General features: G+C 56.5%; 14 protein-coding genes. 2 read left to right on the top strand and 12 right to left on the bottom strand.

Annotation, left to right across the window (positions count from 1 at the left end):
- The first annotated feature begins 37 nt into the window (after window positions 1–37).
- A complete protein-coding gene (locus tag ACXKZD_RS02825) occupies window positions 38–937 on the top strand; it encodes a LysR family transcriptional regulator (RefSeq protein ID WP_010256496.1) in 900 nt (299 codons plus the stop codon).
- A 9-nt stretch (window positions 938–946) separates the two neighbouring features.
- Here the strand turns inward: ACXKZD_RS02825 and ACXKZD_RS02820 are convergent, their stop codons facing one another.
- The 11 genes from ACXKZD_RS02820 to pmbA all read right to left on the bottom strand — a co-directional run bounded on the left by ACXKZD_RS02820 (window position 947) and on the right by pmbA (window position 10,644).
- Window positions 947–2,869: a BglG family transcription antiterminator gene (locus tag ACXKZD_RS02820; protein WP_031594357.1), complete on the bottom strand. Its 1,923-nt coding sequence runs from the start codon at window positions 2,867–2,869 to the stop codon at window positions 947–949.
- Window positions 2,870–2,976: 107 nt separating this feature from the next.
- Window positions 2,977–3,717, bottom strand: coding sequence for a 2-dehydro-3-deoxy-phosphogluconate aldolase (gene dagF / locus ACXKZD_RS02815; RefSeq protein WP_061703133.1), 741 nt, complete (start codon window positions 3,715–3,717; stop codon window positions 2,977–2,979).
- The gene (locus tag ACXKZD_RS02810) at window positions 3,714–4,835 is read right to left on the bottom strand and encodes a DgaE family pyridoxal phosphate-dependent ammonia lyase (RefSeq protein WP_191920366.1); all 1,122 of its coding nucleotides are present in this window, start codon (window positions 4,833–4,835) and stop codon (window positions 3,714–3,716) included. The genes dagF and ACXKZD_RS02810 overlap by 4 nt, the downstream gene beginning before the upstream one ends.
- Complete coding sequence (locus ACXKZD_RS02805; RefSeq protein WP_172608923.1) at window positions 4,819–5,949, bottom strand: amidohydrolase/deacetylase family metallohydrolase; 1,131 nt, start codon at window positions 5,947–5,949, stop codon at window positions 4,819–4,821. Before ACXKZD_RS02805 ends, ACXKZD_RS02810 begins: the two co-directional genes overlap by 17 nt.
- 43 nt (window positions 5,950–5,992) lie before the next feature.
- Window positions 5,993–6,634, bottom strand: a complete 642-nt coding sequence (locus tag ACXKZD_RS02800) for a DUF4310 family protein (RefSeq protein ID WP_010256482.1) — start codon at window positions 6,632–6,634, stop codon at window positions 5,993–5,995.
- Between the two features lie 11 nt (window positions 6,635–6,645).
- Complete coding sequence (locus tag ACXKZD_RS02795) at window positions 6,646–7,422, bottom strand: DUF4311 domain-containing protein (protein ID WP_010256480.1); 777 nt, start codon at window positions 7,420–7,422, stop codon at window positions 6,646–6,648.
- Window positions 7,423–7,550: 128 nt separating this feature from the next.
- On the bottom strand, window positions 7,551–7,850 hold the full coding sequence (locus ACXKZD_RS02790) for a DUF4312 family protein (RefSeq protein ID WP_010256479.1): 300 nt from the start codon (window positions 7,848–7,850) through the stop codon (window positions 7,551–7,553).
- Between the two features lie 2 nt (window positions 7,851–7,852).
- The gene (locus ACXKZD_RS02785) at window positions 7,853–8,209 is read right to left on the bottom strand and encodes an SFCGS family glycine-rich protein (RefSeq protein WP_010256477.1); all 357 of its coding nucleotides are present in this window, start codon (window positions 8,207–8,209) and stop codon (window positions 7,853–7,855) included.
- A gap of 1 nt (window position 8,210) precedes the next feature.
- Window positions 8,211–8,558: a glycine dehydrogenase gene (locus ACXKZD_RS02780; protein ID WP_022623928.1), complete on the bottom strand. Its 348-nt coding sequence runs from the start codon at window positions 8,556–8,558 to the stop codon at window positions 8,211–8,213.
- Window positions 8,559–8,853: 295 nt separating this feature from the next.
- A complete protein-coding gene (gene cybC / locus ACXKZD_RS02775) occupies window positions 8,854–9,240 on the bottom strand; it encodes a cytochrome b562 (RefSeq protein WP_010256473.1) in 387 nt (128 codons plus the stop codon).
- Window positions 9,241–9,303: 63 nt separating this feature from the next.
- Window positions 9,304–10,644 (bottom strand): metalloprotease PmbA, encoded by a 1,341-nt coding sequence (gene pmbA, locus ACXKZD_RS02770; RefSeq protein WP_010256470.1) that lies wholly within the window; start codon window positions 10,642–10,644, stop codon window positions 9,304–9,306.
- A 115-nt stretch (window positions 10,645–10,759) separates the two neighbouring features.
- Between pmbA and yjgA the strand changes: the two genes are divergently transcribed.
- Window positions 10,760–11,305, top strand: a complete 546-nt coding sequence (gene yjgA, locus ACXKZD_RS02765; protein ID WP_010256467.1) for a ribosome biogenesis factor YjgA — start codon at window positions 10,760–10,762, stop codon at window positions 11,303–11,305.
- Window positions 11,306–11,345: 40 nt separating this feature from the next.
- Here yjgA and ACXKZD_RS02760 read toward each other — a convergent pair whose 3' ends face one another.
- Window positions 11,346–12,086 carry an oligogalacturonate-specific porin KdgM family protein gene (locus ACXKZD_RS02760; RefSeq protein ID WP_010256466.1) on the bottom strand — a complete coding sequence of 247 codons (741 nt, stop codon included), beginning with the start codon at window positions 12,084–12,086 and terminating at the stop codon, window positions 11,346–11,348.
- Window positions 12,087–12,415: the final 329 nt, after the last annotated feature.

Genomic DNA, 12,415 nt, shown 5'->3' with positions numbered 1-12,415 from the left:
TGCCGGGCATGTTCAAATTTCCTGACAGAGAACCGGGATGGCTAAAGAGCGTGCGTTAACCCTTGAATCTTTACGCGTTATGGATGCGATTGATCGGCGTGGCAGTTTTGCCGCGGCGGCGGATGAACTGGGGCGCGTTCCTTCCGCCCTCAGCTACACCATGCAAAAGCTGGAAGAGGAGCTGGATGTGGTGCTGTTTGACCGTTCCGGTCACCGTACCAAATTTACTAACGTGGGACGCATGCTGCTGGAGCGTGGCCGGGTGCTGCTGGAAGCAGCCGATAAGCTCACCACCGATGCGGAAGCGCTGGCACGTGGCTGGGAAACCCATCTGACCATCGTCACCGAAGCACTGGTACCTGTTGATGCGCTGTTTCCGCTGGTGACGCGGCTGGCCGACAAGGCCAACACACAATTTTCGCTGGTGACGGAAGTGCTGGCGGGCGCGTGGGAACGGCTGGAACAGGGCCGGGCCGATATCGTGATCGCCCCCGATATGCACTTCCGCGCCTCCACCGAGATCAATACGCGCAAGCTCTACACCATGATGAGCGTCTATGTCGCCAGTGCTGACCACCCGATTCATAACGAGCCTGAACCCCAGTCTGAAGTGACGCGGGTGAAATACCGTGGCATTGCGGTCGCAGATACCGCGCGTGAGCGTCCGGTGCTGACCGTGCAGTTACTGGATAAGCAGCAGCGCCTGACCGTGAGCAGCATGGACGATAAGCGCCGTGCGCTGCTGGCTGGCCTGGGCGTGGCGACCATGCCCTATTCGCTGGTGGAGCAGGATATTGCGGAAGGCCGTCTGCGGGTGGTGAGTCCGGAATATACCCGCGAGGTCGATATTATTATGGCGTGGCGGCGTGACAGCATGGGCGAAGCCAAATCCTGGTGCCTGCGTGAGATCCCGCGCCTGCTGGCGAAGAAAAACTAAAGCGCCGATTCAGGGCGAGGGCCAGGAGCGGCTCAGGCAATCCATCGCCACTGCCCTGAAGCGGGTGAAATCGGTGCTGTCCCGCAGGCGGGTCATCGCCCTTTCACGCAGGAACGTCACAAACAGATCGTATATCGCCATCGCCTCTTCATATTCACTTTTGCTGATCGCCAGCAGGAAAATGACATAGGCGGTATCGTCTCCCCAGGCGATTCCGTGCGGCGCCAGCACCGTGTAAACCACGGTTTTCTTTGCCAGTAGCCCCAGCGAGTGCGGCAGCGCAATGCCTTCGCCGAGCATGGTGCTGACAATCGCTTCGCGCTCTTCAACCGACGGATAGAACGCCGCATCCACAAATCCCTCCGCCTCCAGTTGATCGCACAGCTGGCGAAACAGTTCAGACTGGGTCATCGGCCTGTCGACGATATGAAAGTGCTGAGCATCAAAAAATTTCGCCAGCATATAGGGCCTGGTACGGTCCACCAGCACCAGCTTACCAATTTGTTCCAGCTGAAAACCGGTGGGAAACGGCGACATCACCACCACCGGCTTCTCTTTTTCGCTGAGCCGGATGGTAGAGATAACAAAATCTTCGTCGATGCGGCTGCGCGCCTCATACTCGCGCTGGGACAGGCGGGCCGTGACCTGCAACTGCGGATATTTGCGCAGCAGCATCGCCTCAATCATTCGCAGCGTAGAGTTACCGCTGTCGCAGACCAGCAGCACCTGCGGATGACGCTGATAACCGACGTCATAGTGGCGCTCCAGCCCGACACCGATATGCAATACCAGAAAGCCAATCTCATTCTCGGTGATGACGTAAGGGGTATATTTCCCCCAGCTGGTCACCGCCGCTAAGGTGACATCATAGGCCATGGGATAGTGCTGTTTGATGTTGCTGAGCAGCGGGTTGGGAATATGAATCTGATAGCGCACCCGCGTAATCATGGTTTTGATGTGGGTGAGCAGGTCAGCACGCAGCTGCTGATCGTTTTGCAGATTGAAGTTGTAATGCGTGTTGATAAAGCTGAGCAGATAATCCACCAGCGCGTCGGCGTCATCAGCATTGATGGCGCTGGGAGCAATCGCCTGAATGCGTCGCGCGGCGATATTGACCCGCAGCCAGTTCTCTTCCGCCGGTGAAATCGGTTTGCTGACCAGCGGACGCATCAGATTAATCAGGTGATGGGCCGCTTCACGCACCTCATCACCAATCTCCTCTGCACCCGGATCGTTAAGCGGATAGCCTTCACTGATGCGCCGCACCGCCACGGCGCAGTAAAGCCGCAGATAGCGTTCACCCTCATCGCTGAGCCGAATGTTGTGCTGAGCAAAACAGCTTTGCAGCAGCGGGCGCAGCGTCTCCAGCATGCCGCTGTTCAGCGCTTCGATTGTGAGCAGCGGGCTCTCGGGCTGCGCCTGATCAATTTGCCATAACAGGTCGGTCAGGCAGGTACGAATTGCCACTTCGCTGCCAAACAGCTTCATGCCGTAGTGGGGCTTGCTCTCAATGGTGAGGTGATAGCGCCCCAGCCATTCGCGCACCTCCGCCATATCATTCTGCAGGGTGGCGCGGCTGACAAACCACTCTTCTGCCAGCTCTTCAAGTTTCAGGGAATAGGCGGCGGTAAGAAAGCGGGTCAGCAGGTAGCGAACCCGATCCGGCGAGGTGCGCGGCACCCGCAGCGGCGACGCGGTATGCTGTTGCAGATGCTGAAAGCGCTGAGCATCCTCAATCTTCAGCTGATAGCCCGCGCCGCGATTGAGGACAAACTGCGCGCCATGTTCTGCCAGCAGCGCATTCAGCGCCGTGATATCGGTACGCACGGTGCGTGTCGAGACGGCGAAACGCCGCGCCAGCTCATCCTGAGGCAGCGTTTCGTTTTGCATGGCATCGAACAGTTGCGCAAGGCGCTGATTGGGAAATCTCACAAGCGTTACCTGTTTGCAGACAGAAATAGGGAACATCAGCCTACGGAGATCGTCTCGCAACGTCCATGTTGCGCGATCTGCCTGTTGCAGGCAGATCGTGTTGATCTCTAAGCCAGCAGCGTTTTACAGATGGCCAGCAACTGCTTCACATCTTCAACGCGGGTCTCTCCGCTGGCTTTGTCGATGATCGAACTGTAGACGTGCGGGATCACTTTGCTGACGCCCGACTCCAGCGCTATGCGCACGATCTCACCGAAATTTTCCAGATCGATGCCGCCGGTTGGCTCCAGCCAGAAATCTAGCTTTGCACAGGCTTCCGCCACAGCGCGATACTCATCCACCGCCTGCAGACCGCCCATCGGGAAATATTTTACCGAGCTGCCGCCCATATCCTGCAGCATCGCGATCGCCGTTTCGACGGGCACGATCCCGTCACGCTGTTTTGAGCTGCGCGGTCCGGTGGAGATTTTCACCTGGCCTGGCGTACCGGTGGGCGAGATCAGACCGTTCACTATCGTCTGCGACTGCCCCAGCAGCGCACGGCTTGTGGCGACGCCGGTAAAGACCTGATTCACATGCTGCGGTTGCAACACTGCCGCAATCTCACTCACCATCTGTGACTGGTTGGGATCGCCCGCACCCAGACCAATCGAGAGCGCATTATCGATCAGCGCGGCATACTCGTGCATATCGGCGATAGCGGCTTCATTGCTGGCGTAGTTTTTCGACAGCACGCCGACCAGCACATGCCCTTCTGCCGCCTGCCAGATGGCGCGCGCATTCTCTTTCGATCCCGCCAGTACGTTAAGGCAGAGACGATCCTGATAGAAATTGGGGGTCAGCGTCATGCGTTTTTCTCTCCGTTTAACAGTGCCTGAATGCGGGTGAAAATAGTGTGCAGTTGATCGGCGCTGACGCTGCGCACGTCCGCCTCAATGATCCCTTCGTTGGCTTTGTAGCCACGGAAGTAGATCGCCACCTCGCCGTTTTTCAGCGCCTGCACCAGATCGCCGGTGCGCTGCTGGATCGCGGCTTCGTCGAACTTGATCTCAGCACGGGCGATGTCGCGTCCGGCTGCGTCCCACACTACCCGGGCCGTCACGCCATTCAGACTGTTGAGCTGTTCAATAAACGGCGTCATTTTTTCTGCCATCTGCGCGCCGCTGATTTTTGGCTGCGTCAGATAGTTTTCAATCGCCTGGGTCAGCCCCAGGATCCCCTCTTTGCCCACTTTCATCGCGCGGCCAATGCCGTTGGTCTGGCGTTTGACCCACTCAACGTAGTGGTGTCGGCCAATCACCAGCCCGCTGGTCGGCCCTTCAATCGCTTTTGCTCCGCTGTAGATCACCAGATCGGCACCCGCCTGGTAGTAGCATTGCAGATCCTCTTCCGCTGCCGCATCGACGATCAGCGGGACGCCATGCTGGCGCGCAACGGCTGCGGCCTGCGCCACATCGAGATGGCTCTTCTGCACACAGTGGTGCGATTTTACATAAAGGATCGCCGCGGTCTGTGGGGTGATCGCCGCCGCAAGCTGGGCGGGTGAGCACTCGTTGCTGTAACCCGCTTCCACCAGTTGCCCGCCACCCAGTGCCACCATGCTGCCGACCGGTGCGCCATAGTTCACGTTGTGCCCTTTCGGCACCACAATCTGGTGCGGGACAGTCAGCGGCGCGGCATGCAGGTTATCCACCAGCCAGTCGTTGTCTTTCACAATCACCGCCGCCACGCTCTGGGCGATACCGGCCGAGGCGCAGGAGACCACCAGCGCGTTCTCCACCTTCAGCAGACCGGCGATATAAGCACCGGTCTTATCCACCAGATCTTTCATTTCGAAGTAGTGATCGAGGCCATATTTCACCGTATCGATCACCTCACTCGACGGCGTAGAGACGCCGAGGATCGTCATACGGCCAGAGGCGTTAATCACCGGCTTCAGGCCATACTTTTCATATACCGAGGTCATGCGCTATTCCTTCTTCAGTCGCGATCCACGTACCAGCAACGACGGCCGCCAGCGGGACCAGATGCTTCTCACCTGCGACCTGTTCACCTTCTGAATCGATGAATGGCCGGGTTTCCTCTTTGACGCTAAACACCGTCAGATCGGCGTCGTAGCCGACTTTCAGCTGGCCTTTGCGCTGCAGGCGCAGTCCTGCCGCCGCATTGACCGTTACGCAGTCAATCACCTGCGGCAGCGTCATACCGACACTGAAAAATTTCGACATCACATGCGCCAGGTTGTGAACCGGTCCGGCCAGACGATTGCGGCAGTAGATGTCAGAGCTGATGGTGTCGGGCAGAATGCCCTGCGCAATCGCCGCGCGGGCGACTTCAAAGCTGAAGCTGGCACTGCCGTGGCCGACATCAAGTTTGACGCCACGCGCGATAGCCTGTTTTACCGCCGCTTTGAGTTCGCCCTGCGGCGTCAGGATACGGTTGGGTTTGCCATTAAAGCAGTGCGTGATGATATCGCCCGTGGTGAGCAGATCCGCAATCTGGTCAAGATTGGGCGGATTATTGCCAATGTGAACCATCAGCGGCAGCCCGCCGGTTTCCTGCTGGATCGCCTTCGCTTTAATCAGCGGCTGCACACCATTCTCGCCCACCACGCTGCTGCTGATGCGCGCCTTGAGGCCGACAATAAAATCGGGCAGCCGCGCCACCGCCTGCTGCACCGCCTCGCCATCTATCTGCGTCATGTCAGCCAGCTCATTCTGGGTGACGATACCGGTGCGGGCGATATTGATCAGCGCATAAACCTGGGTCTGTGCCGCGCGTGTCAGCCGGTAAAAGTCATCAATGTGCTCTGCGCCGGTGCTGCCCGCATCGACAACCGTGGTGACGCCATGCGCTACGCCAATCGCATCCGCTTCATCATGATAAATTGGTGATTTGGGATAGCAGTGAACGTGGGAGTCGATCCAGCCTGCGCTGAGGTAGTAACGGCCAGCCAGATCGCGCTCGCGCTGTGCGTTGCCCTGCACCTTGCCTATGGCGGCGATGCGGCCATCCTGCAGCGCAATGTCGACCACCTGCTCATCGCTGAGACGCGCACCGCGAATAATCAAGTCGTACATGGTTTCTCCTTAACGGCAGCCCGCTGCCGGGCTGCCGGTAAGATCAGAGAGCAATCGGAAACAGTGCCCCGAGGATCATCGCGCCGAGGATGGCGCCGCCGGTAATGGGCTTGTTCCAGAGATAGAAGAGCAGCGCGCCCAGCAGCGAACCCAGGCCAATCGGAATGGATGCCGCCATGGCTGACAGGATGATCAGCGGCCCCAGAAAGCGCCCCGAGGCATTACCCGCACCCATCATCACGTCTGCGCCGTAGGTTGAGTCGCTCTGATTGATGGTGAATTTACGCGCCAGAATAATCAGGTAGCCAATCGCCACACCAATCACCAGGCCCGTCGCCAGCGAGGCAGCGAAGTTCGCCACCGGGAAGACAATGCCCGCACCCAGCAGCAGTGCCGGAACGCCCAGCCCGACGCCGGTCTGAATCGCCCCGCCGATATCCAGAATGCCCACCAGCGAGCCTTCGATGATACGGGCGAACAGGAAGCTGGCACCAAAGGCAGCGACCGCGCCGTAGACGCCGGTCTCCATGCCTGCGCGCAGCATCGACACAAACGCCACTTCGTTGAACGCGCCGATACCATAGAGGTAATACATGTGTGTCCCGGCAAAGACGCCAGAAGAGAGCAGGCCAACAAAGATCGGGAAAGACCAGTCGGCGTACCAGAAGCCTTTATTTTCGTTCATCGCATCGCCTCTTATTTGCCGCTGACTGAGTTATGGATCATGTCGAGCCAGCCGGGAATGCCGAGCTGGAAGGACTGCAGCAGCTTCATATCGAAACCACGGAAGAAGCCGCTCAGCACAAACAGCAGCACGATGGCGGTCATCATGACTTTGGTGACCCGGTTCCAGCCGCTCTCTTCCACGCCTTTACCGATCAGGATACCCAGCACCAGTCCCGGCACGGCGTTGCCCATGATCAGCTGCGCCAGACCGCCAAAAATGGTGGCCCAGAAACCTGACTTTCTGCCCGCGTCGATCGCCGCCAGCCAGAAGATCACCGGCATGACGGTGTTCACCAGCAGGTTAGCGGCGGGCACCAGCACTTTGACTGCCGTGACCTGCAGCGCAGCCGGAACAGCCGAGGCGGTGGAGTTGAGGAAGGCGACCACGATCATGCCGATGATGCCGCAGGCGATGGCCATTTTTTTCGGATCGTGCAACGTCTCCGCCACATTACGATTCTTCACCATCAAGGCGGCCGCACCCCAGTTTGGAATGATGCGATGATCCACATCCTGAGTGAATGAACCGGCTGCAACCGACGATGCCCAGGCATTGAAAAAGAAGCCAAGACCAAAGGAGAAGTGGGATGCCGGATCGCCCTCGCACGAGTTCAGTTCGCCCAGCGTACGGAAAGCGCCCATGCCCTGAGTGGTTGGCGCGTGGAACATGCGCGCCGCACCCGCACCGACGCCGACCCCTACCAGCCCGCCAATGATCAACGACTTAAACAAAATGATTAAAAACATGTTGTTGTACCTTGTTGTCGTTTTTACCTGCCCAATCGCACGCCGCCGCATCGCCCACGCCTGATCATCGCGATGTCGCGACAGCAGAGCATCGGGCAAACGGCTGGCTGGCGTTAACAGGCTCTGCTTTACGATGCCGCCGTGAACGCCACCTGTTCGGTGTCGAAAACGGTGACGCTGACGGTGATCTCCAGCGTGACGCTGAAGCTCCGCCGTTGGCGCGCCAGAAAGAAGAAGAGAAACTTCTCGGTTTTGACGCTCTCCTGCGCGCGCAGCACCCGGACATCCTGAGGTTCAATGCGCAGCAGAATTTTTTGCGTCGCGCGCAGAACCTGGTTCTGCACACGACTCAGGGCATCGGCAAAGGCTTTCGCTTTGGTGTCGCCTTTGCCCTCGACCGTCACCTGGGTAACGTATTGTTCTTTCATAATCAGCTGCCGTGCTTCTTGTTCCAGGCCTGCACCAGCCGCTCACCTAACTCTTCTTTATCCATAAAGCCGAAGCCCAGCACCGTGGCACCTTCATTAATGGCGGTGACGCCTTCGTCGACAGAACGCATGCCATGCTTTGCTTTATAGCCATATTTGTTCTGAGCGGTGATAGCACCGGCGCCGCCGCTGCCGCAGAACGAGATGCCGAAATCGGCGTTTTCCGCCTTCATCACGTCACCCAGTTTCATGTCAGCGGCGACACCTGGCACCACGACGGCACGGCCACCCGCTTTTTCGATGCCCGCCGCCACTTTCTGTCCTTTACCTAAACGATCACCAATCACTACTGTTACCATCTTATGTTCCTCTCTGGTTGTTTGATCGCGCGACTTCAATATGCACTGACAGCAGCCAGGCCTCTTCGCGGGGCAGATTGCCAAACAGATCGACGACCTGCTGCGCCAGCGCTAACGTTTCCGGCGGAATATCCTCAAACAGCTCCGCTTCCACTTCCGGCAGCGGCTCACCGCTCAGCGAGCGTGACGCCATGGCACCGACATGCGATTGCAGCATCTGCTGCTGAACCGCATTGGGCTGAATACCCTGCTGCTGATAGATCGCAGCAATCTGCGTCATCACGCTGTCAGCCAGCTGTTGCACTTTCTCAGGTGCCGCTTCATACACCGGGACGCCGTTATTACTCACCTTGCTACTCCTGTTAAACCGGATAATTCGCGTTAAAAACAAATTAGCGGTCATCGCCCCGGCTGTGGAGAGGCAACATTTCCAGCAGCAAGTGGAAATTGAAGTGAAGGTTGTGCGTCAGATCGCAGGCTGCATGCTTAGTGCGACACGCGTCGCAGAATGCATAATTTGATGGATTTAACCGAGAAAAGCGGTGATGTTGTGCGGCGACAAGCCGGACGCGCGGGGGTTCAGGGTGCGGTAATAAGCAGAAGTGATGGTAAAAAACCGCCGGCCTGGCTGGCCGGCGATCTGATTAACGGAATTTCTTATGGTTGGTATTGCGGATGTCGTCGAACTTCGCTGCTTCGCGTTTCGCTCCGTCCACATTGTTGGCTTTCGCCAGCGCGCTGACCACATCGATCTGCGCGATCAGTGAGTCGATACCGGCATGGAAATCTTTCACCTGTGGGCTGTCAGCCGGCTGGCCTTCCAGCTTATCCGGCGTGCCCTGTCGCGCATCCTGCGCTGCGGCACGCATTTTGGTTAACGCCTGCTGCATCTCCTGGGCATTGTCACTTTTTTTGACGATTTTCAGGTTCGCATTCAGTGTATCCATATCCTGCTCCAGATCCGCCGCATAGAGACTGACGCTGGAGAACAACAGAGAAGCCGACAACATTGCAATCACATGCTTACGCATCATTACTTCCTTTTTATTGTGATGAAAAAAAAGCAGCCAACCGGCTGCTTCAGGAATCCATCTTTATTGTCCCGCTATCTTCATCTCAGGCAGTAACACTGAACCGCACTGGATATTGCTGCGGGTTTCAATATCGTCACCGATGGTCACCATATTGCGCCACATCTCTTTGAGATTTCCGGCGATAGTCACTTCGCTGACCGGGTACTGAATAACGCCATTCTCGACCCAGAACCCGGCCGCACCGCGTGAGTAATCACCAGTAATGGCGCTGACGCCCTGTCCCATCAGTTCGGTCACCACTAACCCGGTGCCCATCTGCTTCAGCAGGTCGTCAAAGCTGTGGCCCTGGCCCGCAATGCGCCAGTTATGAATGCCGCCAGCGTGACCGGTGCTGGTCAGGCCCAGTTTGCGGGCTGAGTAGCTGGTTAACAGCCAGGTCTGCAGCACGCCATCTTTGATGATGTCGCGCGCCTGGGTACGCACCCCTTCGCTGTCGAATGGCGTGGAGGCGAGCCCTTTCAGCAGATGCGGCTGTTCATTGATGGTGAGCCACTCCGGCAGGATCTGCTGACCCATAGAATCCAGCAGGAAGGTCGATTTACGATAAACGTTGCCACCGCTGATCGCGCCAACCAGATGACCAAATAAGCCGGTTGCCACTTCTGAGGCGAAAATCACCGGGGCTTTCATGGTCGGAAGTTTACGCGGTGCCAGACGGGAGAGCGTGCGGCGCGCGCACTCTGCACCGACCCACTCCGGGCTCTTCAAATCTTCAAACGCGCGTCCAATGGTGTAGGCGTAGTCGCGCTCCATGTTGCCATCCTGCTCGGCAATCACGCTGCTGGAGAGCGAGTGACGGCTTGAGCAGTAGCTCTGTAACATACCGTGGCTGTTGCCAAAGACTTTGATGCCGACGTGGCTGTTGAAGCTGCCACCTTCAGTATTGGTAATACGCTTGTCGGCGCGCAGTGATGCCTGTTCCGCCTGCGCAGCCAGTTCAATGGCGCGGTCAGCATCAATCTCCCACGGATGGTAGAGATCCAGGTCTGGCGCATCATAGGCCAGCAGCTCTGCGTCGGCCGGACCGGCAAAGGGATCGGGCGAGGTATAGCGCGCAATATCAATCGCCGCCTGCACGGTGCGTTTGATCGCGTCCGGGCTGAGGTCGGTCGATGAGGCGCTGCCTTTACGATTCTGATGATAGACGGTGATGCCCAGCGCACCGTCGCTGTTGAATTCGACGTTTTCCACTTCGCCATAGCGGGTGCTGACCCCGATGCCGGTGGTTTTACTGACTGCCACTTCCGCGCTGTCAGTGCTTGCTTTAGCCAGTTCAAGTGCCTGCGCAATGGCCTGCTCCAGTACTTTTCGCTGTTCTGCAACCTGAGTAGATACGTTCATCGACCTGCCGTCTAATCTTATGTGTGAATGATTTGAGTCTATCAGAGTCAGAGAACAATTTCGCAGTCACCCGATAAACTGGTAGGATTAGCCTCTTTTTTTTGGGAGCCCGGAAATGACCAAACAGCCCGATGAGTGGCTCGACGATGTGCCAGATAATGACGAAGAAGAAGATGAAGAGATTATCTGGGTCAGTAAGAGTGAAATTAAACGCGATGCAGAAGAGTTAAAGCGCCTGGGTGCCGAACTGGTTGATCTGGGTAAAAACTCGCTGGATAAAATCCCGCTGGATGAGCGCCTGCGTACTGAAGTGGAACTGGCACAGCGCATCAAGAAAGAGGGTCGCCGCCGTCAGCTGCAGCTGATCGGTAAACTGCTGCGCAGTATTGATGTGGAGCCGATCCGCGTTGCGCTGGACAAGCTCAATAATCGCCATAACCAGCAGGTTGCGCTGTTCCATAAACTGGAAATGCTGCGCGATCGTCTGATTGAACAGGGTGATGAAGCGATGGGCGACGTGATTGCGCTTTATCCCGATGCCGATCGTCAGCAGTTACGCAGCATGATCCGTAACGCGCAGAAAGAGAAAGCGGGCAGCAAGCCGCCGAAGTCTGCCCGTCAGATTTTCCAGTATCTGCGCGAACTGGCCGAAGCGAAGTAACGCCATGGCGGGCAGCCTCGCCCGCCTCCCGGCAGCGCATTTATCGATAGATATAGAGAATACCGGTGCGCAGCCGCAGCTGGCGTTCGCTCGATGTCGCAGAACGTCCGATATCGCCAAAGGTGACGTAAGGCACCCAGACGCGATCGTTGCCAAGCGCATAATCGAACTGTAACTCCTGTTCGTAATCATCATGTTTATTGGCAAAAAGTTTCGCATCCGCGTGCTTATATACCAGCTTATAGGTAGTGGTCAGCCGATCGCTTTTATTTCGCAGATAGAGATCAAAACGGTTGGCAGTGCGATGCCGGTCAGTATCGCAATAATCAATACCGCCGGTTCGGCATTGATCGTCATGCGCATAATCGGTCAGCTCAAGACGATAAAGGCCACCGAGAGACCAGCGATCATTAAATTTATACCAGGGTGCCACACCAAATTTCCATTCAGTGCGCGAGGAGTTAAATTCTGGCTGAATAAAAGGCGACACTGTCCAGTTTCCCCAGTAATACGACTTCAGAAAGGTCACCTCCACTACGTTTAACACGGTGTCGTTATAATATTTGTCTTTTGGATCGGCGCCGCCGGTTTTGAATTTGGTTTCGACGCCGAGAAACATATTGTCCGGCAGCGTGGTGCTCAGACCCAGCTTGTCGTAGTGCGTGCGGTCGCGAAGGCGGTACTCATGCCGGTAATCAACGGTGGCCGTGGCCAGCGCCGCAGCAGAACTGCATAACAACGCGGCGCCCAGCAAAAACGACAATGAATTATTGTTTCCCATATGAACATCCTTATTAGTGGTAATCAGAGCAATGAATTATCCGAACTCATTCGTTTAACCCATAGTTAACTTATATTTAAAATCCTCATCAATATAAGATCGCGCATAAAGAGAATCTGTTATTTATTCCTTTAACTTTAACGCGTTAATTATTATTTCTCAGTCACTACAGGGATGATGCTAGAAATAACCGGCGAGAGCGGCCTTTCTGTTTCAGACACTAATAAGAAAAATATGGCAACGGCAGGAAGAGTGAGCAGATCGAATTCAAAAATATGCGGGATTTATTGAGGGAATAATATTTCCGGAGATAATGCTTTTAAAAAAGC

The sequence above is a fragment of the Pantoea sp. ABR1s genome (assembly GCF_057812235.1).
The sequence above is the reverse complement of the archived record's forward strand: the minus strand, read 5'-3'. Positions and strand labels throughout refer to the sequence as shown.

Excerpts from the sequence above, each read along its gene's own strand:
- ACXKZD_RS02825 (WP_010256496.1), top strand. The coding sequence starts at position 38 with ATGGCTAAAGAGCGTGCGTTAACCCTTGAATCTTTACGCGTTATGGAT.
- dagF (WP_061703133.1), bottom strand. The coding sequence starts at position 3,717 with ATGACGCTGACCCCCAATTTCTATCAGGATCGTCTCTGCCTTAACGTA.
- ACXKZD_RS02810 (WP_191920366.1), bottom strand. The coding sequence starts at position 4,835 with ATGACCTCGGTATATGAAAAGTATGGCCTGAAGCCGGTGATTAACGCC.
- ACXKZD_RS02805 (WP_172608923.1), bottom strand. The coding sequence starts at position 5,949 with ATGTACGACTTGATTATTCGCGGTGCGCGTCTCAGCGATGAGCAGGTG.
- ACXKZD_RS02800 (WP_010256482.1), bottom strand. The coding sequence starts at position 6,634 with ATGAACGAAAATAAAGGCTTCTGGTACGCCGACTGGTCTTTCCCGATC.
- ACXKZD_RS02795 (WP_010256480.1), bottom strand. The coding sequence starts at position 7,422 with ATGTTTTTAATCATTTTGTTTAAGTCGTTGATCATTGGCGGGCTGGTA.
- ACXKZD_RS02790 (WP_010256479.1), bottom strand. The coding sequence starts at position 7,850 with ATGAAAGAACAATACGTTACCCAGGTGACGGTCGAGGGCAAAGGCGAC.
- ACXKZD_RS02785 (WP_010256477.1), bottom strand. The coding sequence starts at position 8,209 with ATGGTAACAGTAGTGATTGGTGATCGTTTAGGTAAAGGACAGAAAGTG.
- cybC (WP_010256473.1), bottom strand. The coding sequence starts at position 9,240 with ATGCGTAAGCATGTGATTGCAATGTTGTCGGCTTCTCTGTTGTTCTCC.
- pmbA (WP_010256470.1), bottom strand. The coding sequence starts at position 10,644 with ATGAACGTATCTACTCAGGTTGCAGAACAGCGAAAAGTACTGGAGCAG.
- yjgA (WP_010256467.1), top strand. The coding sequence starts at position 10,760 with ATGACCAAACAGCCCGATGAGTGGCTCGACGATGTGCCAGATAATGAC.
- ACXKZD_RS02760 (WP_010256466.1), bottom strand. The coding sequence starts at position 12,086 with ATGGGAAACAATAATTCATTGTCGTTTTTGCTGGGCGCCGCGTTGTTA.